The organism is Dyella sp. RRB7 (genome assembly GCF_022761115.1).
Taxonomy (GTDB): Bacteria; Pseudomonadota; Gammaproteobacteria; order Xanthomonadales; family Rhodanobacteraceae; genus Dyella.
Genome location: NZ_JAKWJS010000005.1, coordinates 287,102 through 306,487, shown reverse-complemented (window position 1 = coordinate 306,487; position 19,386 = coordinate 287,102). Strand labels below are relative to the sequence as shown.

The following is a 19,386-nucleotide window of genomic DNA, read 5'->3' as shown; positions in this document are numbered from 1 at the left end:
GCGCATGCGTGGGCCAGCAAAAGAAAAGTGACTCGAGCGTCGGCAGACGATCGAAACGCCCGCTGCGCAGGCGGCACCCCGGCGACCACGCCAACAAAAGCGACAGTCCCTGGATCCCCGCCTTCGCGGGAATGACGACCAAAAACGCGCGCACCGCGCGCCCCACCTACCCCTCCAACCAAATCAAACTCGCAAACCTTCCACTCTTCGCTCCATCCCGCCGATAGGAATAAAACCGCGCATCGGTCCGCGTATCAAACCCACCGCCATGCACACTCGCCACACCTGCAGCGAGCAACCGGCGCCGCGCCAATCCAGCCAGATCACACAGCCAGTGCCCTGGTCGGGTCGGCATGAAACAAGCCTCCGCTCCCGCGTCACCGACCAGGAAAGCGTCATGCACCTCCTCGCCCACTTCGTAGCTGGGCGCGCCAATGCATGGCCCCAGCCAAGCCATGACCTGCGACGGCGGTGCCGGCAATGAAGCGAGCGCGGCCTCCAGCACGCCAGTCAGCAGGCCGCGCCAGCCGGCGTGTGCCGCGGCGATCGCGTTGCCGTCGAGGGCGCAGTACAGCACCGGCAGGCAATCGGCGGTGAGGATGGCCAACGGCTCGCCACGACGGCAGGTCACGGCGGCATCCGCGCGTGGTTCGCCTTCATGGTCCATGCCGTCGATATCGGCCACGTCGACGCCGTGCACCTGTTGCAGCCAGTGCGGCGCGCGTTCGAGGCCCAGCGCCGATTGCAGGGCGGCGCGGTTGGCCGCCACGGACTCCGGCGCATCGCCACAACGGCTGCCGAGATTCAGGCGGTCAAACGGCGCGACGGATATCCCCGGACCCTGCCGGGTGCTCACCACGGCGCGCACGTGCCTCGGGGCCGGCCAATCGGGAATGATCCAGGGGCCCTCCACGCTCACGCGTTCACCGCCATTCCTCGGGGCCGGCCTGCACGGTGTCGGCACGCAGGGCATCGATCAGGGCCTGCTGGTCGGCCGGCCGTTCCGCGCTGAAGGACAGCGGTTCGTGGCTGATCGGATGCTCGAACGCCAGCCGCTCGGCATGCAACGCCTGGCGGCGGAAGCCGCGCAGGGCCGCGACCAGTTCGGGCGTGGCGCCCTTGGGCAGCTTCAGGCCACCGCCGTAGAGCGGGTCACCGACCAACGGATGCCCGATGTGCGCCATATGCACGCGGATCTGATGGGTGCGGCCGGTTTCCAGGCTGCACTGGATCAGGCTGTGGGCACGGAAGCGCTCACGCAGCCGGTAATGGGTGACGGCGTGCTTGCCGTCCTCCTCGTCGCGCACGGCCTGGCGCAGGCGGTCGCCCATATGGCGGCCGATCGCCGCATCCACGGTGCCACCGGCCACCAGGGTGCCCAGCACCACTGCCTCGTACTGCCGCTCCACGTCATGGCGGGACAGCATGTCCACCAGGGCGGTGTGCGCCGGCAGGGTCTTGGCCACCACCATCAGGCCGGAAGTGTCCTTGTCCAACCGGTGCACGATGCCGCCACGCGGCAGCTCGGCCAGCGCCGGATCATGGTGCAGCAAGGCGTTCAGCAGCGTGCCGGCGCTATTTCCTGCGCCCGGATGCACCACCAGCCCGGCCGGCTTGTTCAGCACCAGCACGTGCTCGTCCTCATGGACGATATCCAGCGCAATGGCCTCCGGGGCCAGCTCTACCTCGTTTTCCAGCTCGGCCTCCAGCCGCACCCGTTCGCCGCCGCGCAGCAGCTGCCTGGGCGGCGCTACGACGCCATCCAGGGTCACCGCACCGGCCTTGATCCAGGCCGTGAGGCGGGATCGCGAATAGTCCGGGAACATCTCGGCCAAGGCCTGGTCGAACCTCCGACCCGCGGCAGACAGGGGCACTGCGGCCTCATGACGAATCGTCGTCATGGCCGTCTGCCCGGGCAACCGGTGGTTTCGGCTATCATCCCTTTTCGATCAAACATCTGAACCCTTTCTCATGCGCGTAACCAAGCTGCCGGCTTTCAAATTTTTTGTCGTGCTCGCCATCGCCTTGTCGATGAGCGCATGCTCGATGTTCCATCACAAGCGGGACACCAACGATACCTTGCCGGTGGACAAGCTTTACGCCAAGGCCCACGACTCCATGGAGCACGCGGACTATTCGGCAGCCTCCAAAGCGTACCAGCGCCTGATCGCGCGCTTTCCGTCCGGTGATTTCAACGAGCAGGCCCAGCTTGACCTGGCCTACTCGCAGTACAAGGACAACCAGCCGGATGACGCTTATTCCACCATCAACCGCTTCATCAAGACGTATCCGACCCACAAGCACGTGGATTATGCCTACTACCTGCGCGGCCTGATCAATTTCGACCGCACCGGTGGCGCCATTGAGCGCCTGCTGCAGCGCGACGAAAGCCAGAGCCGCCGCGACCAGGGCTTCAACCTGAAGTCGTTCGACGACTTCTCCGAGCTGTCGCGCCGCTTCCCGGACAGCGCCTACGCCGCCGATGCCCGCCAGCGCATGATCTACCTGCGCAACGTGCTTGCCCAGTTCGAAATCAACGTGGCCGAGTACTACCTGCGCAACAAGGCTTATATCGCCTCTGCCGACCGCGCCCAGTACGTGATCGAGCATTACCAGCAGGCGCCGCAGACCGGCGATGCGCTGGCCATCCTCACCCGCAGCTACCTGGGCATGGACCAGAAGACCCTGGCCGACCAGACGCGCCAGGTGCTGGCCATGAACTACCCGGATCACCCGTACCTGAAGGATCCGAAGTGGCCGCATTCGCCGTCGCTGATACGCAAGATGATTCCGTTCTCGGGTCATCATTGATCGACGACTCCGACACGTCGGAATGAAAAAAGCCGGTGGGCGCGAGCTCACCGGCTTTTTCTTTACCTGTAGGCGCGCGCCGTGCGCGACCGCAGCGCTGCAGCGTTACCGCTCCGCTGGGCTGTCGCGCACAGGGTGTGCTCCTACGGAAAGCTCTCTCGCAGCTTATTTCCAGCCCGACGTGATGGGGTAGCGCCGTTCGCGCCCGAACGCCCGCGTGGTCACCCGCGGCCCCGGCGCCGACTGTCGGCGCTTGAACTCGTTGAGCAATACCAGGCGCACCACGCGGCGCACCGTATCGGCGTGGAAACCCTGCGCGGCGATCTCGGCCTGGGATTGCTCGGCCTCGATGAAACGGGCCAGGATGGCATCCAGTTCATCGTAGGGCGGCAGCGAATCCTGGTCGGTCTGGTTGTCGCGCAGCTCGGCCGAGGGCGGCCGGTCGATCACCGCCGAGGGAATCACTTCGGGCTCGCCCAGCCGCGCCGCATGCGCGTTGCGCCAGCGCGACAGGCGATAGACCACGGTCTTGTAGACATCTTTCAGCGGCGCGTAGGCACCGCACATGTCGCCGTAAAGCGTGGCATAGCCCACCGCCATCTCGCTCTTGTTGCCGGTGGCCAGCAGCAGGCGACCGTGCTTGTTGGACAGCGCCATCAGCATCACGCCGCGCGTGCGCGACTGCAGGTTTTCCTCGGTGGTGTCCGGGCCCTTGCCGCGGAAGGCCGGGGTGAGCGCCTCGATGAACGACTGGTAGGTCTGCTCGATGTCGATGACGTGGTAATCCACGCCAAGCTGTTCGGCCTGGGCGCGGGCGCCATCGAGCGAAAGCTGCGAGGTGTAGCGCGTGGGCATCATCACCGCGGTGACGCGGTCGGCGCCCAGCGCGTCCACCGCCAGCGCCAGCGTCAACGCCGAATCGATGCCGCCGGAAAGCCCCAGCAGCACGCCGGAGAAACCGTTCTTGTCGATGTAGTCGCGAATGCCGCGTACCAGCGCGGCGTACAGCGTGGCCTCGATGGAGCCGTCCGGCGCCACCGGCCAGTTCTCCGCACGCAGTGTGCGCGTTTCGCTGTCGAACTCGGCCCACAGCATGGCGTCGACGAAATTCGGCGCACGCGCGGCGATGTCGCCATGGGCATTCACCAGCAGCGAGCCGCCGTCATAGACCACTTCGTCCTGGCCGCCGACCAGGTTGAGGTAGGCGATCGCGCAGCCCGTCTCCTTCGCGCGTTCGGTGAGCACCGCCTCGCGGCCGGCCTGCTTGGCGTCGTCCCACGGCGAGGCATTGATCACCACGATCAGCTCGGCGCCCGCCGCCGCCGCCTTGGCGGCCGGCTCGGGCTGCCAGATGTCCTCGCAGATCAGCATGCCTACGCGCACGCCGTCGATCATCGCCACGGCACTGTCATGACCGGGGCGGAAATAACGCTTGTCGTCGAACACGCCGTAGTTGGGCAAGGCCTGCTTGTGCGTGGTCAGTTCGATGCGTCCGCCACGCAGCAGGCTGGCGGCGTTGTACACCTCGCCTTCGCTGTGTGGATGGCCGACCAGTACCGCCACACCGTCGGTGGCGCCAGCGAGCGCATTGAGTTCGCACTGGCAGGCGGCGAGAAAACTCGGCCGCAGCAGCAGGTCTTCCGGCGGGTAACCGCTCAGGGTGAGCTCGGGAAACACGGCCAGCGAAGCACCGCCTTCGCGCGCCTGGGCCATCAGGTCGCCCACCTTGGCAGCATTGCCCGCCACCGCGCCGACCGGAAAATCGTACTGGGCCAGGGCCAGACGCAGGATTGCCATCGACTTGCTCCATAAATGACGAAGGCCGCGACGAATCGCGGCCTTCGCATTTTAGAGCAGTCAGTGCCGACTTACTTCTTCATCAGGCCCGCGAGGGTCTTGCCGAGGTCGGCCGGCGACTTCACCGTGGTGACGCCCGCCTTCTCCAGCGCAGCGAACTTGGCAGCCGCCGTGCCCTTGCCGCCGGAGATGATCGCACCGGCGTGGCCCATGCGCTTGCCGGCCGGCGCCGAGGCGCCCGCGATGAAGGACACCACCGGCTTGGTGACGTATTCGCCGATGAACTCGGCGGCGTCTTCCTCGGCGCTGCCGCCGATTTCGCCGACCATGATGATGCCCTCGGTCTGCGGATCGTCCTGGAACAGCTTCAGGCAGTCGATGAAGTTCAGGCCGTTGATCGGGTCGCCGCCGATGCCGATGCAGGTGGACTGGCCCAGGCCTTCGTTGGTGGTCTGGAACACGGCTTCATAGGTCAGCGTGCCCGAACGCGACACGATGCCGACCTTGCCCGGCTTGTGGATGTGGCCCGGCATGATGCCGATCTTGCACTCGCCCGGGGTGATGATGCCGGGGCAGTTGGGACCGATCAGCACGGTTTCCGGATGCTGGGCCAGCACGTTCTTGACGCGCAGCATGTCCAGCACCGGGATGCCCTCGGTGATCGCCACGATGACGCGGATGCCGGCGTCGATGGCTTCGAGGATCGAGTCGGCCGCGAACGGCGGCGGCACGAAGATGACGGACGCGTCGGCGCCGGTTTCGTCGACCGCTTCGGACACGCTGTTGAAGACCGGCAGGCCGATATGCTCGCTGCCGCCCTTGCCCGGGGTCACGCCACCGACCACCTTGGTGCCGTAATCCAGCGCCTGCTGCGCGTGGAAGGTGCCCTGCTGGCCGGTAAAGCCCTGCACGAGGACCTTGGTGTTCTTGTTAACGAGAACGCTCATGGTTCAGTAACTCCTCAGGCCTTGGCCGCAGCCACGGCTTTCTGCGCCGCGTCGTTGAGATCGTCGGCCGGCGTGATCGCCAGGCCGGAGTTGGCCAGCAGTTCGCGGCCCAGCTCCACGTTGGTGCCCTGCAGGCGCACCACCACGGGGATCTTCAGGCCCACTTCCTTCACGGCGGCGATGATGCCTTCGGCAATCAGGTCGCAACGCACGATGCCGCCGAAGATGTTGACCAGGATGGCCTTGACCTTGTCGGACGAGAGGATGAGCTTGAACGCCTCGGTGACGCGCTCCTTGGTGGCACCGCCGCCGACGTCGAGGAAGTTGGCCGGCTCGCCGCCTGCCAGCTTGATCACGTCCATGGTGGCCATGGCCAGGCCGGCGCCGTTGACCATGCAGCCGATGGTGCCGTCCATCGTCACGTAGTTGAGGTTGTGCGTGACGGCAGCGGCCTCGGCGGCGTCTTCCTGGGTCGGGTCGCGCATGGCGGCCAGGTCCGGGTGACGGAATTCGGCGTTGTCGTCGGAGTTGACCTTGCCGTCGAGCGCGGCGAGGTTGCCGTCTTCGAGGATGGCGAGCGGGTTCAGCTCGACCAGGGCCAGGTCCTTCTCGTTGAACAGCTTGTACAGGCCCAGCATGATCTTGGTCAGCTGGCTGACCTGCTTCGCGTTGAGGTCCATGGCGAAGCCGAGCTGGCGGCACTGGTACGGCTGCAGGCCTTCGACGAAGTCCACCACGATGGTGTGGATGTCTTCCGGCGTTTCCTTGGCGACCTGCTCGATGTCCACGCCGCCGTGCTTGGAGGCGATGAACGAGACGGACTTGGTGTCACGGTCCACCAGGATCGACAGGTACAGTTCCTTGGCGATGTTGGTGGCGTCGGTGACCAGCACCAGGTTCACCGGCAGCGCACGGCCGGCGGACTGGTAGGTTTCCATGTGGGTGCCGAGCATGCCCTTGGCAGCGGCGCGGACGTCATCGAGGCTGCGGCAGAACTTCACGCCGCCGGCCTTGCCGCGGCCACCTGCGTGGATCTGTGCCTTGACCATCCACTGCGAACCACCAAGGTGCTTGGCGGCATCGACAGCGGCGTCGGGAGAGTTGGCTACTTTGCCCGGCGGCACGGCAATGCCGTACTGCGCGAACAGTTCTTTGGCCTGGTACTCGTGGAAATTCATTCGATACCTCGAGCGAACGGGGAAACATGGCGGCCGCGACAGGCTGTGGGGCCCGGGCGGTCAGGGGGGAACGACGGCGGTACAAGCGCTGCCGGATGCAGTGCGCCGCCGCCATGCCTGTCGACATGACGAAAACCGCGCAATACGGCCCGGTATTTTCGCGGAAGCGGGCCCCAATGGAAAGGGGCGGGCCGATGAAGGCCGCCTGCCTGGCCGTTCGGCAGAGCCCCCTACCGCATGCAAAAACCGCGTCTATACTGGCCTCCGACCGTCCCGGTAATGCCAACCAAGAGTGCCCAGCCAGGTGTCCAGCACCCTGCAGCCCGCGTATCCGAGCGCCCGTCCCTCACCCGACGCGGCACGCCACGAACTGCTATTCCTGAACTGCTTCCGGCTGGCCCAGGCGCTGGTCTACATCGGCCTGGCCCTCAGCCCCAATGCCCTGGGCTGGCCGAAACTGACCGACGTGGGGCTGGCGCGCGGCGTGGCGGTGCTGTTCCTGCTGTTTGCGCTGGGCATGCTCTCGCTGACCCGGCGCTCTACCCCGTGGCTGCGGCTGACCGTGTCGGGCGCGCTGGTGGTGGACGTCATCGCCGCCGTGCTGGCCATCACCACCATGCACGATGCGCGCATCGGCATCGCCATGATGCTGGCGGTCAACCTGGCCGCGGGTGCGCTGATCCTGCCGCTGCGGCTGTCGTGCTTTTTCGCCGCGCTGGCCACGCTGGGCGTACTGGGCCATTCGGTGTTCGAGATCCAGCACGGCGACGCGGGCATGGACCGTGAGCTGCTGGAATCGAGCCTGTTCGGCCTGGCGTACTTTTCCATCACCGTGCTGTGCTACGTGCTGAGCCGGCAGATCCGCGCCACCGAGGCGCTGGCCGAGCAGCGCGGCGTGGACCTGGCCAACCTGGCCCAGGTGAACGAACTGATCATCCGGCGCATGAAGACCGGCGTGCTGCTGGTGGACGACGCCAACCGCATCCACCAGATCAACGAGTCGGCCTGGATGCTGCTGGGCAACCCCGCCGCCGACCAGCGCGACCTGGGCCGCGTGGCCCCGGAACTGTCGCGCCGCCTGTACCACTGGATGACCTCGGGCAAGCTCGACGAATCGGCCACCCAGCTGGCCGACGGCGTGCCCGAAGTGGTGCCGCGCTTCAGCCGCCTGGCGCCGAACGACGATTCGCACGTGCTGATCTTCCTGGACGACACCTCGCTGGTGTCGCGTCGCGCGGAGGAGTTGACGCTCAGTTCGCTGGGCCGCCTGTCCGCCTCGATCGCGCACGAAATCCGCAACCCGCTGGCGGCCATCCGCTATTCCGCGCAACTGCTGGCCGAATCACAGGACCTGGACGGCACCGACCAGCGCATGGTGGAGATCATCAACAACCACTGCGTGCGCCTCAACGAGATCATCGAGAACATCCTGCAGCTGTCGCGGCGCGAGCGCTCGCGCCCGGAAACGCTGGACCTGGGCACCTGGGCCAACGGCTTCGTGGACGAATACCGCCAGGGCAACGACCTGGGCGAGGACTCGCTGCGGGTGATCCAGGCCAGCACCCCGGTGGCCGCGGTGGCCGATCCGCAGCAGCTGCAGCAGGTGGTATGGAACCTGGTGCAGAACGCGCTGCGCTACGGCCGCCTGCCCGGCGAACCGGCCCGCGTGCTGGTAGTGGCCCGCCACGGCGAACACGGCGTGCCGATCCTGGAAGTGATCGACCGCGGCCCGGGCATCGCCCCCAAGGTGGCCGCGCAGATCTTCGAGCCGTTCTATACCACCCACGAATACGGCACCGGCCTGGGCCTGTACCTGGCACGCCAGATGAGCGAAGCCAACCAGGCCTCGCTGGAATACGTGCGCGTGGCCGGCGGCGGCAGCTGTTTCCGGTTGGTGCTGACGCCGGCGCGGATGGGCAAGGCGACCGGCGACGCCGCGGCAACCGGCTGACCCGGGCGACGACTCAGGTCGCGCGGACCACCAGCTCCACCGGCAGCATTTCCGACTGCGCCGGGTGATCACCGATCAAGGCCAGCACCTTGCGGGCGAGCAAGGTGCCGCCCTCCTGCCAGTCCTGCCGGACGGAGCTGAGCGGAGGCAGGAAACTGGCCGCCAGCGGCATATCGTCGTAGCCCACCACGGAGACGTCGCCGGGCACCGAACGCCCCAGCGCGCCGAGCGCCCGGATCGCTCCCATGGCCAGCAGGTCGCTGCAGGCAAACAGGGCGTCGAACGCCACCTCGCGCTCCACCAGTGAATGCACCGCATCCATGCCCGAGGCCAGGGTGAACTCGTCGCGCCGGATCAGCAACGGCTTCACCCCGTGCGCAGCGAGTGCATCGACGAAGCCATTGAGGCGCTCGAAGATTTCCGGATGGTTGGGATTGCCCACGAACACCGGGTTGCGCCGGCCCAGCCGGATGAAATGCTCCGCCACCGCACGGCCGCCCTGGCGGTTGTCGCTACCCACCACGATGTGTTCATCGCGCTCACCCGGCGCACCCCACACCACCATCGGCAGGCCCAGCTTGTCGAAGCGGCGCACCGCGTCCTGGCGCACGCCCTGGCCGAGCAGGATCAAGCCATCGGCCGCCTGCACCGCCGCCGCCGTCGCCCCCTGGCGGGTGGTCAGCAGCACGCTGTAGCCGCTGGCGGTCAGCTCCTGGGAAATGCCGCCGAGCAGGATCAGTGGATACGGATCGAACATGGTGCGGTCATGGCTGGGCTTCATCTCCACGATCACCGCCACCGTGTGGCTGCGGCGCAGGCGCAGGTTGCGCGCGCTGACGTTGAGCTTGTAGCCCAGCTCGTGGGCGAGCGCCTGGATACGCTCGCGCGTTTCCCGGGTGACCAGCGGGCTGTCGCTGAGCGCCCGCGACACGGTGATTTTCGAAACCCCGGCGACACTCGCCAAGTCAGCCATGGTCAGGCTGGCTGCGGGTACTCCGCCCAGTTGCTGCTTGTGATTACGACTCAAGACCTTGCCCCGGTGTCTTGTCAGTGATGACGCGACCACCCAACCCGAAGGCCGACCTGGTTCGCGGCAGCAGCCCACAGTGTGTCGGTTTGGGCGCGATGCGTCCAACCGCCGTTGTGCCATGGCAACAAAGATTTACGCATGCGACGTCGCTCCGGAGGTGCACCACCAACGCTATCAAGGCCTCGCAAATGATATCGATATCTACGCGACATTCTGCATCGCAGCAAATGATATCGATACCTTGATATCGATATCATTTGCTGCGATGCTCGCCCCCGCCTAAATGAAGCCGGTTGCGTCGCGCCCTTCGCGCGCAGCCAGACAACGCAAGAAAGCACCGGGGAGCGCACGTTGGATCATCAGGAAACGGCATCGACCGAAGCCACCACCGAGTTGCCGCTTGCCCGCAACCTGCCGGGCAACCCCTGGGTGCTGACCAGGCATGGCATCGATCCCGCCGGCTTCGCGCAGGACGAGAGCCTGTTTGCGCTCGCCAACGGCTCGCTGGGCGTGCGCGGGGGGCTGGAGGAAGGCGACAGCCCCAGCCACGGCTGCTTCCTGGCCGGCGTGTGGGAACGCACCCCCATCGAGTACCACGAGCGCTTCCCCGGCTTCGCCGCGCACACGGATACCCGCATCCCGGTGGCCGACGGCACCCGCATCCACCTGCGCCTGGGCGACACGCCGGTGCGACTGGACGATGGCGAGTGGCTGGCGTTCGAGCGCGCGCTCGACCTGCGTGGCGGCTGCTATCGCCGCCACCTGCGCTGGCGCTCGCCCGACGGCGCCACGCTGGAGATCGACGCCGAGCGCGTGGTCAGCCTGGATGACCCGGCACTCCTCGCGATCCGCTATCGCGTGCGCTCGCTCGACTACAGCGGCCCGATCATGCTGGAGTCCTCCATCAGCACCGCACGCCACGCGGTGGAGCAAGGCGACGATCCACGCATCGGCAGTCGTCTCGATGGCGGCTTGTCCACCATCGATGCCCATGCCGAGGAAGAACTCGCCCACGTGTTGCAGCGGACGGCGCACAGCCACATCCGCGTGGCGTGCGCGCAGCGGCACAGCTTCAGCAACGCCGAGCTGGGCTTTCGCCTGGCCAACCTGGCGCCGCATGGCGTGATGCAGGTGTACGAAGGCACGCTCGCGCCCGGCCAGAGCGTGGTGCTGGAAAAGTTCGTCGCCTACGCCTGGACCCAGCCCGGCGGCGACGAAGGCGACGCGCAACTGCTCGCCCGCGCCGAAGCCAGCCTGCGCGATGCCTGCCGGTTCGGTTATGACGCGCTGCTGGCGCGACAGGCCCGCACCCTGGCCGACTTCTGGAACAGCGTCGACCTCGCCATCGAGGGCGATCCGCGCACCGAACAGGCGCTGCGCTTCAACCTGTTCCACGTGTTCCAGTCCAGCGGGCGCGACGGCCATAGCAGCACGGCGGCCAAGGGACTCACCGGCGAAGGCTATGAGGGCCACTATTTCTGGGACGCCGAGGCCTTCATGCTGCCGGCGATGGTGACGCTGGCGCCGGCCCTGGCGCGCAGCATGCTGATGTACCGCTACGCCACCCTGGATCGCGCGCGCCTGCATGCGCGCGAACTCAACCATGCGCGCGGCGCGCTGTACGCATGGCGCACCATCAGCGGCGACGAATGCTCGGGCTATTTCCCCGGCGGTTCGGCGCAGTACCACATCAATGCCGCCGTGGCGTGGGCGATACGGCTCTACGTCGACGCCAGCGGCGACGTCGACTTCCTGCGCGACTACGGCGCCGAGATGCTGTTCGAAACCGCCCGCGCCTGGATGGACGTAGGCCATTTCAATCCGCGCCGCGATGGCGCCTTCTGCATCCATGGCGTCACCGGACCGGACGAATACACCGCGCTGGTCGACAACAACCACTACACCAACCGCATGGCCCAGCGGCATCTGCGCGATGCGGCGCGGGTGGCGCACTGGCTGGCCGACACCGCGCCCGAAGCCCATGCGCAGCTGTCCCAGCGCCTTGGGCTGGATACCTTCGAGGCCGTGCAGTGGCAGCGCGCCGCCGAGGCGATGTATCTGCAGGAAGACGCCCGGCTGGGCATTTTTCCGCAGGACGACACTTTCCTCGACAAGCCGCGCCTGCTGGCCCACCCGCGCGAGGAGGGCAAGCGGCCGCTGCTGCTGGAACTGCACCCGCTGACCATCTATCGCCACCAAGTCTGCAAGCAGGCCGATGCCTTGCTGGCGCTGATGCTGGCCGGCGACGAGGTGACGCGCGACGCCAAGCGGCGCAACTTCGACTACTACGAAGGCGTGACCGTGCACGACTCCACCCTTTCGGCCTCCACCTTCAGCGTGATCGCCGCGGAAGTGGGCGAAGCGGGCAAGGCGTGGCGCTATTTCCAGGACACCTCGCGGGTGGACCTGGACGACCTCCACGGCAACGCGGCGCACGGCGTGCACATGGCCGCCATGGCGGGCAGCTGGCTGGCCTTGTGCTGGGGCTATGGCGGCCTGCGCGTCAGCGACGGCCGGCTGACGCTGGCGCCGCAGCTGCCGGCGTCCTGGCATCGCTACCGCTTCGGGGTGGCCTGGCGCGGCGCACACCTGCGCGTGGAAGTGGACCGCGTGGGCGTGCGCTACACAGTGACCCACGGCGAAGCCATCGATTTCCTTCACCGTGGCCACCCGCAACACCTGCGCCGCGGCGCCTCGCTCTCGCTGCCGCATGAGCACCTCAAGCGCCGACCGTTGCGCGCGGTGATCTTCGATCTCGATGGCGTCATCGCCGATACCGCCGTGGTGCATCGCGCCGCATGGGAACGCCTTGCGCGGGAAATCGATGCACCGTTCGACGAAGCCATCGCCGAACGCATGAAGGGCGTGGACCGGCGCGGCTCGCTGGAGATCCTGCTGGAACGTGCCCCGCGCACGTATACCCAGGCCGAGAAGGACCAGCTCGGCGAACGCAAGAACGCCTACTACCGCGAGCAGATCGAACGCTTCGGTCCCAACCAGTTGCTGCCCGGCGCCCGCGCCGCGGTGGAAGCCACCCGTGCGGCCGGACTGCGCGTGGCGCTTGCCTCGGCCAGCCGCAATGCGCCGCTGCTGCTCCAACGGCTGGGCATTGCCGAGCTGTTCGACGTCATCGTCGACGCCGCACGGATCGCGCGCTCCAAACCGGATCCGGAAATATTCCTGGCCGCCGCCGCCGAGTTGAACGTGGCGCCGGCCGACTGCCTGGGCGTGGAAGACGCCGCCGCAGGCATTGCCAGTATCCACGCCGCGGGCATGGTCGCCATTGGTATCGGCCAGCGTGAGGCCCTGGGGGGGGCAGACATCGTGCTGCCGGGCCTGACCGCGTTTCGCATCGGGGATTTTGTTGAAGACCAAGACCACGCATCGGCCACGTATGCCGAAGCGTCGCGCATCAACACCTAAGTGGCCCATGCTTTGGGCGGGGAGGCACCACATGAACACGCTAGGCATTACCCGGCAGTTACTCGCAGCAGCCATCGTCACCGCGCTGACGGTGGGCGCAGCACAGGCACAGGACGCCGCACCGGCGCAGCCGCCCGCGGCACCGGCGGCCAATCAGGGCAACCCGCCTGAGCCGGCCAAGGACCAGAAGTCGGCCAAGACGCTCGACCAGGTGGTGGTGACCGGCAATGCCGCGGCGGGCGGCGTCAAGAAAATCGATGCCAGTTATTCGATCACCAGCGCCACGGCCGACCAGATCCGCGAAGCCAATCCCAAGAGCTCGGCCGACCTGCTGAAGCTCGCGCCCGGCGTATATCCGGAATCCTCCGGCGGCCAGACCGGCGCCAACATCGAGGTGGCCGGCTTTCCCGGTGGCGGCGATGCGCCTTACGTGACCTTCCAGCTCAACGGCTCGCCGCTGTACCCGATGCCCACGCTGTCGTTCATGGACAACTCCTCGATGTTCCGCCTGGACGACACCATCGACCATGCGGAATTCGTGCTGGGCGGCCCCGCCGTGCTGTACGGCAACGGCCAGCCGGGCCTCACCGCCAACTTCATCCTGCGCGAGGGCACCGACAAGCCGTCCGGCGACGTCGGCGTCACCTATGGTTCGGAAGGCCTGGTGCGGCTGGATGGCTTCTACGGCTTCAAGATCGCGGACAACTGGTACGGCAGCATCGGCGGCTTCTGGCGCAAGTCCGACGGCGTGCGCGACCCGCAGTTCGATGCCGACAAGGGCGGCTCGCTCACCGGCACGCTGACGCGCAACTTCGACAACGGTTCGCTGATGCTCTATGCGCGCGACCTGAAGGATCACAACCAGTTCGTTACCGATACGCCGATCCTCAACCCGGGCCGTGGCCAGTTCTCCGACTACCCCGGCTTCAGTCCGCTCACCGGCACCTTCGGCAGCAAGGCCAACCAGTACGAGTTCATCCAGACCACGCCCTGCACCACCGCCGGCTGTACCCCGGGTGGCCAGTCGGTGAACCTGGCCAAGGGCCGTGGCGCGGACATCCACTCCATCGGCGGCAACCTGGACCTGGACTTCGGCGACGGCTGGTCGATCTCCGACAAGTTCAACTTCACCGCCGGCCAGATGAACACCATCTCGTTCTTCAGCACCGGCCAGAACCCGGAATCGCTGAGCGACTACATCACCGGTGCCGTGGCGGCGGCGGGCCTGCCCGCCAGCACCACCGCCACCGCCACGTACACCAACAACGGTGCCGCGGCGGACATGAACCAGAACGTCACCACGCAAGGCCTGTGGTACGTGCACAAGCGCATCGAAGGCGCCACCAACGAGTTCCATGTCAACAAGGAACTGTTCGACGGCAATACCCTAACCCTCGGCAACTACACCGCCGTCTACACTGATCACGACACCTGGTTCCTCGGCAACAACATGCTGCTGCAGGCCAAGAACAATCCCAACCCGATCGCGGTGACGCTGAGCAACGGCGACGTGCTGAGCAGTTCGCAGGGCTTTGTCAGCGGTCCGTCCACGGCCATCCGCGAGGCCTGGAACGGCTTCAATACCGCCTTCTTCCTCACCGACAGCTGGAAGCTCGACCAGTGGCTGTTCGACGCCGGCGTTCGTGTGGAGCGCCAGCAGGCCAACGGCCGCGTACAGAACACCGCCACCGGCGACCTGGACAACAACCCGGCCACGCTCTACAACAACAACTCGCAATACCTGACGGGCGGCAACACCACCATCAACTACGCCAAGACCGCACCGTCCTGGACCATCGGCGCCAACTACGAGATCACCAGCAACATGAGTGTCTACGCCCGCGTGAACGACGGCGTGCACTTCCCCGGCTTCGACGACCTGCGCGGCCTGCCCAGCCAGCCGGTGAACAAGATCCACAACATGGAAGTGGGCTACAAGTACCAGGCCGACTGGGTCTACCTGGACGTCAACGCCTATCGCAAGCTGTTCTACAACGTGCCCTACACCATCACCCAGGGCAACGGCCAGCAGTTCTCGTTCGACTATGCCTCGGCCACCAAGGGCATCAACTTCAACACCGTGGTCAAGCCGTTCGAGCATTTCTCGGTGACGCTGAGCGGCGACTACATGGACGGCCACTACACGCACAGCGCGGCGTGCACGCCGTATACCGCGCAGGACGGCAGCGAACAATGCGCCAGCCTCAACGGCATGCAGCTGCAGCGCCAGCCGAAGTTCCAGGCCCGCCTCACGCCCGCCTACGATTTGCCGACCGACTGGGGCAGCGTGAAGTTCTGGGTCACCTACGAATACGTGGGCAACCGCTACGGCGACTTGATCGAACAGCAGCCGCTGGGCCAGTACAACGACCTCAGCTTCGGCGTGTCGGCGAACATCGGCCAGTACTGGCAGGTGAACCTGCAAGGCACCAATATGACCAACCAGATCGGCATCACCGAGGGCAATTCGCGTCTGTTCGGCTTTGCCAGCAGCGGTGGCGTGATCCTGGCCCGATCCATCGAAGGACGCGAGGTGAACCTGCAGGTGAAGTACAACTTCTGACGATGCTTCCCTCGTTGTTCCGGACCGCCGTAGCGCGGCGGTCCGGAACTTTTTTCGGCATCGCACTGCGAGGTGTGCATGAACCGGTACCGCATGATCGTCGCGCTCGCGATGATTTACATGGTCTTCGCGATCCTGCTCAACAGCGTGGGCACGGTGATCCTGCAGTCGATCCACACGTTCGGCATCGACAAGCCGCAGGCCAGCCTGCTCGAGCTGTTCAAGGATTTGCCGATCGCCATCACCTCGTTCCTGCTGGCCTCGTTCCTGCCGCGCATAGGCTATCGCCGCGCGATGATGCTGGCCCTGCTGATCGTCGGCAGCGCCTGCGTGCTGATGCCGCTCTATCCCAGTTTCCACACCACCGAGCTGCTGTTCACCTGCGTGGGCGTGTCGTTCGCGCTGGCCAAGATCGGGGTGTACTCCTCCATCGGCCTGTTGACCCGCGACAAGGCGGAACATGGGCGCCTCACCAACACCATCGAGGGCCTGTTCATGCTCGGCGTGCTGGTCAGCGGCTGGCTGTTCAGCGCCTTCATCGATCATGCCGCGCCGGCCAACCCGTCGTGGTTCAACGTGTACTGGGTGCTGGCTGCGCTGTGCTTCGGCGCCCTCGCACTGCTGGCCGGGGCCCGGCTGGACGAATCGGCCGCGCACGGCGAGGTGCGCCTGTCGCTGGGCGAGGCCATGCGCCAGATGTACCGCCTGCTGATGCGCACGCTGGTGTACGTGTTCCTGCTCTCGGCCTTCCTCTACGTGCTGATCGAGCAGAGCTTCAGCACCTGGCTGCCCACCTTCAACAACGAGATCCTCAAGCTGCCCAACGCGATGAGCATCCAGATGGCCAGCATCCTGGCCGGCGCCACCGCGCTGGGGCGCATCATCGCCGGCCAGCTGTTGCGTCGCGTGCATTGGCATGTGCTGCTCAACCTGTGCGTGCTCGGCATGGGCGTGCTCATCCTGCTGGTGCTGCCGCTGGCGCGCCACGCCACCGTGGTGCCGGACGTGGGCTGGCTCGACGCCCCGGTCGCCGCTTATCTCATTCCGCTGATCGGCCTGCTGATGGCGCCGATCTATCCGGTGATCAACTCCGTGGTGCTCAGCTCGCTGCCCCGCACCACGCATGCGGCCATGACCGGGCTCATCGTGATCTTCTCCGCCCTGGGCGGCACGCTGGGCTCTCGCATCACCGCGCTGGTGTTCGCCGGCTTCGATGGCATCCATGCCTTCTACTTTTCGCTGGTGCCGATGAGCCTGGTGCTGGTGACCCTGTTCTTCTTCAAGCGCGAGACGGATCGGGCCGGCGTGGCCGAACCGGCGGCCATCGGCCTGTCCGCGAAGTGATTCCCCACCCCGGGCCGGAGGCCTGGGCCAACACCCGAGGAGTTGTCATGCGTGTTCGTCGTATCTGTCTTGCCGCCTTGCTGGTGGGCACCGCCCTGTTTGCCCCCGCCATCCTTGCCAAGGGCGACCCCAGCTTCGTGCTCACCGGCACCTCGGAACAGTTCGGCAGCTACTTCCCCAGCTATCTCGCCAACGGCTATTTCTCGACGTTGACCGCGCCGCGCGGCACCGAGCCCACCCGCGGCTACATGGTGGCGACGATGGATTACGCGAAGGACGATATCGCGCGCCCGGCCGCCATCCCCGGCTGGAACGAGATCGACTACAACCCCGGCGGCGGCTGGCTGAACTCCACGCGCCTGGGCAAGGAAATCTTCACCGACTACGCACAGACGCTGGACATGTACGACGCGACGCTGGGCACGCGCTACCGCTTCGTCTATGCCAACAAGTCCACCGACGTGGAGGTCACCACCTTCGTCAGCCAGGATGCCAACCACCTGGCCGCGACGCGCCTCACCATCACGCCGCAGTTCGATGGCAGCGTGCAGCTCACCTTCCCGATCCGCCTGTGGTCCGAATACCAGCCGCGCTTTCCCATCGGCAAGATGAGCGGCGACGAGATGATCGCGGCGGTGATCGCTAGCGGGCAGAACCTGGACAACAAGCCGATTCCCACGCCGGACCGCGCCGCCGTGTGGTATCCGGGCGTGGTGCGCATCCAGTCCACCGGCGGCGATACCAAGACGCTGACGCTGTGGCTGGACGGTCGCGCCGAACAGGGCGTGGCGGTGGCGCAGGCGGCGGCGATCGAGCTGCCCAAGGGCCTCGATGTCGAAGACGTGCAGCTGGAACAGACGCCCGACAAGCTCTCGTTGAACCTCAAGGCCCGCGTGCGCAAGGGGCAGCGCTACAGCTTCACCAAGTACGTCGCCGCATCGCGCGAAGGCTGGGGCGGCGATGCGCAGGCCGACGTCGCGCTGGCCAAGGCCGCCCGCCAGGCCGGCTTCGATGCATTGCTGGCCAAGCACCAGGCCGCCTGGCACCAGCTGTGGCAGTCGGATATCCGCATCGATGGCGACGCCAAGGTGCAGCAGGCGGTGCATTCGGATCTCTATTACCTGCTGTCCAACAGCACCGAAGGCACCAGCTGGCCGATGGGCGCCTGCGCGCTGACCCCGGGCTATGCGGGCCACGCGTTCTGGGACAGCGATTCGTGGGTGTTCCCCGCGCTGCTGTTGCTGCATCCTGAACGCGCCAAGCCGATCGTGATGTTTCGCCACCGCACCATCGCGCCTGCACAGGAACGCGCGCGCCAGTACGGCGTGAAGGGAACCATGTATCCATGGGAGGCCGACCCGGAAACCGGCAAGGACTACACGCCGCATTTCGCCTATGGCGTGTTCCGCGAGATCCACGTCAACGCCGATATCGCCATCGCGCAATGGCAGTATTACCAGGCCACCGGCGACGACGCATGGCTGAAGCAGTACGGCTGGCCGGTGATCGAACAGGTGGCCACCTTCTGGGCCAGCCGCGTCAGCTACGACCCGGCGCACGACCGCTACGAGATCCATCACGTCACCTCGCCGGACGAGGCCTATGACGACGTGCCCAACGACTCGTTCACCAACGCCGCCGCGCAAAAGGCGCTGCGCATCGCGGTGAAGGCGGCGGCGAAGGTGGGCGCCACGGCCGATCCGCAATGGAGCACCATCGCCGACAAGCTGTTCATCCCGTTCGACGAACAGGCGCAGCGCCACCTGGATTTCGACGCCTCGGTGCCGCACGACAAGATCACCTGGATGGGTTCGTCGCTGGCCTGGCTGATGTATCCCAACCTCGACCTGCCGATGTCGCCGCAGGTACGCCGCAACGACTTCGATTTCCAACTGCACGAGCTGAAAGTGCACGGCGACGATCCCAACGAGATGATGATGGTGATGCTCGCCGTGGGCGCCGCCGAACTGGGCGACGGCAAAGCCGCCGGCGAGTGGATCCAGCGCAACCTGGTCGGCTTCCTCAAGGCGCCGTTCAACGTGCGCACGGAAACCGTGGCCAACAACGCCGGCTACATCCTCGCCACGTCGGCGGGCTTCGTGCAGAGCTTCGTGTACGGACTCAGCGGCCTGCGCATCGACGACAACGGCCTCACCGAGGCCTATGCGCCAGCCTTGCCGCCCGAATGGAAATCACTGCAGCTGAAGGGCGTCCATTTCCGTGGCAAGCAGTACGACATCACCATCGAGCGCGGTGCCGACGGCAAGGCCACGCTTACCCGCAAGTCGCTGTAGCGCCTCGACCGCAAAAGCTAAAGGAGCAGACATGACCAGTACACCGCG

The 19,386-nt window shown here is 66.3% G+C and carries 12 protein-coding genes; 6 read left to right on the top strand and 6 right to left on the bottom strand.

Going from position 1 to position 19,386, the window contains the following annotated elements:
- Positions 1-166: 166 nt before the first annotated feature.
- Complete coding sequence (pgeF, locus tag MJ606_RS13805) at positions 167-913, bottom strand: peptidoglycan editing factor PgeF (RefSeq protein ID WP_243050117.1); 747 nt, start codon at positions 911-913, stop codon at positions 167-169.
- A 10-nt stretch (positions 914-923) separates the two neighbouring features.
- Positions 924-1,901, bottom strand: coding sequence for a 23S rRNA pseudouridine(1911/1915/1917) synthase RluD (rluD, locus tag MJ606_RS13800; RefSeq protein WP_243050106.1), 978 nt, complete (start codon positions 1,899-1,901; stop codon positions 924-926).
- Positions 1,902-1,971: 70 nt separating this feature from the next.
- On the opposite strand from rluD, the gene MJ606_RS13795 reads away from it, so the two are divergent.
- Positions 1,972-2,811: an outer membrane protein assembly factor BamD gene (locus MJ606_RS13795; RefSeq protein WP_243050105.1), complete on the top strand. Its 840-nt coding sequence runs from the start codon at positions 1,972-1,974 to the stop codon at positions 2,809-2,811.
- A 165-nt stretch (positions 2,812-2,976) separates the two neighbouring features.
- Here MJ606_RS13795 and MJ606_RS13790 read toward each other — a convergent pair whose 3' ends face one another.
- The 3 genes from MJ606_RS13790 to sucC form a co-directional block, all read right to left on the bottom strand.
- Entirely contained in the window at positions 2,977-4,608 is a 1,632-nt protein-coding gene (locus MJ606_RS13790) for an NAD+ synthase (protein WP_243050104.1), read from the bottom strand.
- A gap of 71 nt (positions 4,609-4,679) precedes the next feature.
- Entirely contained in the window at positions 4,680-5,555 is an 876-nt protein-coding gene (sucD, locus tag MJ606_RS13785) for a succinate--CoA ligase subunit alpha (RefSeq protein WP_243050103.1), read from the bottom strand.
- 14 nt (positions 5,556-5,569) lie between these two features.
- On the bottom strand, positions 5,570-6,733 hold the full coding sequence (sucC, locus tag MJ606_RS13780; protein ID WP_243050102.1) for an ADP-forming succinate--CoA ligase subunit beta: 1,164 nt from the start codon (positions 6,731-6,733) through the stop codon (positions 5,570-5,572).
- A 304-nt stretch (positions 6,734-7,037) separates the two neighbouring features.
- On the opposite strand from sucC, the gene MJ606_RS13775 reads away from it, so the two are divergent.
- Entirely contained in the window at positions 7,038-8,684 is a 1,647-nt protein-coding gene (locus MJ606_RS13775) for a HAMP domain-containing sensor histidine kinase (protein ID WP_243050101.1), read from the top strand.
- Between the two features lie 13 nt (positions 8,685-8,697).
- Here the strand turns inward: MJ606_RS13775 and MJ606_RS13770 are convergent, their stop codons facing one another.
- Positions 8,698-9,657, bottom strand: a complete 960-nt coding sequence (locus MJ606_RS13770) for a LacI family DNA-binding transcriptional regulator (protein WP_243050116.1) — start codon at positions 9,655-9,657, stop codon at positions 8,698-8,700.
- A 408-nt stretch (positions 9,658-10,065) separates the two neighbouring features.
- Between MJ606_RS13770 and pgmB the strand changes: the two genes are divergently transcribed.
- From pgmB to MJ606_RS13750, 4 genes are all read left to right on the top strand, one after another.
- The gene (gene pgmB, locus MJ606_RS13765; protein WP_243050100.1) at positions 10,066-13,137 is read left to right on the top strand and encodes a beta-phosphoglucomutase; all 3,072 of its coding nucleotides are present in this window, start codon (positions 10,066-10,068) and stop codon (positions 13,135-13,137) included.
- Between the two features lie 31 nt (positions 13,138-13,168).
- Positions 13,169-15,700, top strand: coding sequence for a TonB-dependent receptor (locus MJ606_RS13760; protein ID WP_243050099.1), 2,532 nt, complete (start codon positions 13,169-13,171; stop codon positions 15,698-15,700).
- Positions 15,701-15,778: 78 nt separating this feature from the next.
- On the top strand, positions 15,779-17,044 hold the full coding sequence (locus MJ606_RS13755; RefSeq protein ID WP_243050098.1) for an MFS transporter: 1,266 nt from the start codon (positions 15,779-15,781) through the stop codon (positions 17,042-17,044).
- Between the two features lie 47 nt (positions 17,045-17,091).
- A complete protein-coding gene (locus tag MJ606_RS13750; RefSeq protein WP_243050097.1) occupies positions 17,092-19,338 on the top strand; it encodes a glycosyl hydrolase family 65 protein in 2,247 nt (748 codons plus the stop codon).
- Positions 19,339-19,386: the final 48 nt, after the last annotated feature.

Bases quoted from the DNA above. Each gene is read 5' to 3' on its own strand.
- MJ606_RS13760 (WP_243050099.1), top strand. From the start codon at position 13,169: ATGAACACGCTAGGCATTACCCGGCAGTTACTCGCAGCAGCCATCGTC.
- MJ606_RS13770 (WP_243050116.1), bottom strand. From the start codon at position 9,657: ATGGCTGACTTGGCGAGTGTCGCCGGGGTTTCGAAAATCACCGTGTCG.
- sucD (WP_243050103.1), bottom strand. From the start codon at position 5,555: ATGAGCGTTCTCGTTAACAAGAACACCAAGGTCCTCGTGCAGGGCTTT.
- rluD (WP_243050106.1), bottom strand. From the start codon at position 1,901: ATGACGACGATTCGTCATGAGGCCGCAGTGCCCCTGTCTGCCGCGGGT.
- MJ606_RS13795 (WP_243050105.1), top strand. From the start codon at position 1,972: ATGCGCGTAACCAAGCTGCCGGCTTTCAAATTTTTTGTCGTGCTCGCC.
- MJ606_RS13750 (WP_243050097.1), top strand. From the start codon at position 17,092: ATGCGTGTTCGTCGTATCTGTCTTGCCGCCTTGCTGGTGGGCACCGCC.
- MJ606_RS13755 (WP_243050098.1), top strand. From the start codon at position 15,779: ATGAACCGGTACCGCATGATCGTCGCGCTCGCGATGATTTACATGGTC.
- MJ606_RS13790 (WP_243050104.1), bottom strand. From the start codon at position 4,608: ATGGCAATCCTGCGTCTGGCCCTGGCCCAGTACGATTTTCCGGTCGGC.
- sucC (WP_243050102.1), bottom strand. From the start codon at position 6,733: ATGAATTTCCACGAGTACCAGGCCAAAGAACTGTTCGCGCAGTACGGC.